This is a genomic window from Streptococcus danieliae (genome assembly GCF_013415245.1).
Classification (GTDB): domain Bacteria; phylum Bacillota; class Bacilli; order Lactobacillales; family Streptococcaceae; genus Streptococcus; species Streptococcus danieliae_A.
The window spans coordinates 1-1,073 of sequence record NZ_JACBXX010000222.1 but is presented as its reverse complement, the minus strand read 5'-3'; the positions used below and the strand labels follow the sequence as shown (position 1 = coordinate 1,073).

Here is a 1,073-nt window from a genome sequence, read left to right as displayed (position 1 = left end):
AAATTTGACAAAAATGCCTCTTGCTAGTCGGGAAGACAGGATTCGAACCTGCGACACCTTGGTCCCAAACCAAGTACTCTACCAAGCTGAGCTACTTCCCGTAGATATAAACCAGGTTGTACCTCAGCTTTAGAGTACTTGCTAAGCTACTTCCTGTATAATATAAAGTTAATGCACCCTAGAGGAGTCGAACCTCTAACCGCCTGATTCGTAGTCAGGTACTCTATCCAGTTGAGCTAAGGGTGCCCATTTGCCGAGGACCGGAATCGAACCGGTACGATCGAAATGATCGCAGGATTTTAAGTCCTGTGCGTCTGCCAGTTCCGCCACCCCGGCGCCAAAGCGAACGACGGGATTCGAACCCGCGACCCCCACCTTGGCAAGGTGGTGTTCTACCACTGAACTACGTTCGCAATCCTCTAATGCCGGCTACATGACTTGAACACGCGACCCTCTGATTACAAATCAGATGCTCTACCAACTGAGCTAAGCCGGCTTATTACTATATATGCGGGTTAAGGGACTTGAACCCCCACGCCCGAAAGCGCCAGATCCTAAATCTGGTGCGTCTGCCAATTCCGCCAAACCCGCATATGACCCGTGCTGGGCTCGAACCAGCGACCCATTGATTAAAAGTCAATTGCTCTACCAACTGAGCTAACGAGTCTTGTCTCTTTTCAAACTTCAAACTGTATACCATACTGTTTGAACGGTCCCGACGGGAATCGAACCCGCGATCTTCGCCGTGACAGGGCGACGTGATAACCGCTACACTACGGGACCTGTACTTTCGTACAATGGGAGTTAACGGGATCGAACCGCTGACCCTCTGCTTGTAAGGCAGATGCTCTCCCAGCTGAGCTAAACTCCCCTTTAGCTAAGCGACTACCATATCTCACAGGGGGCAACCCCCAACTACTTCCGGCGTTCTAGGTCTTAACTTCTGTGTTCGGCATGGGAACAGGTGTATCTCCTAGGCTATCGTCACTTAACTCTATTTTAAGCTTTTTCCACGATGACTTTGTCATCTTCTTCTCCATAATCCCTAGATTAATGGCGAATCGATTCCTCGT

At 49.8% G+C, this 1,073-nt stretch carries 9 tRNA genes and 1 rRNA gene; all 10 read right to left on the bottom strand.

What is annotated here, in order from left to right:
- Nucleotides 1–27: 27 nt before the first annotated feature.
- Nucleotides 28–101, bottom strand: a tRNA-Pro gene (locus tag HZY94_RS09575).
- A 71-nt stretch (nt 102–172) separates the two neighbouring features.
- Nucleotides 173–246 (bottom strand) — tRNA-Arg (locus HZY94_RS09570).
- A gap of 5 nt (nt 247–251) precedes the next feature.
- A tRNA-Leu gene (locus tag HZY94_RS09565) sits at nt 252–336 on the bottom strand.
- Nucleotides 337–341: 5 nt separating this feature from the next.
- Nucleotides 342–413 (bottom strand) — tRNA-Gly (locus HZY94_RS09560).
- A 10-nt stretch (nt 414–423) separates the two neighbouring features.
- Nucleotides 424–496, bottom strand: a tRNA-Thr gene (locus HZY94_RS09555).
- Between the two features lie 13 nt (nt 497–509).
- Nucleotides 510–591: transfer RNA gene (locus HZY94_RS09550), tRNA-Leu, on the bottom strand.
- Nucleotides 592–594: 3 nt separating this feature from the next.
- A tRNA-Lys gene (locus tag HZY94_RS09545) sits at nt 595–667 on the bottom strand.
- Nucleotides 668–710: 43 nt separating this feature from the next.
- A tRNA-Asp gene (locus HZY94_RS09540) sits at nt 711–783 on the bottom strand.
- A gap of 15 nt (nt 784–798) precedes the next feature.
- Nucleotides 799–871 (bottom strand) — tRNA-Val (locus HZY94_RS09535).
- A gap of 5 nt (nt 872–876) precedes the next feature.
- Nucleotides 877–992 (bottom strand): 5S ribosomal RNA (gene rrf / locus HZY94_RS09530).
- Nucleotides 993–1,073 lie beyond the last annotated feature (81 nt).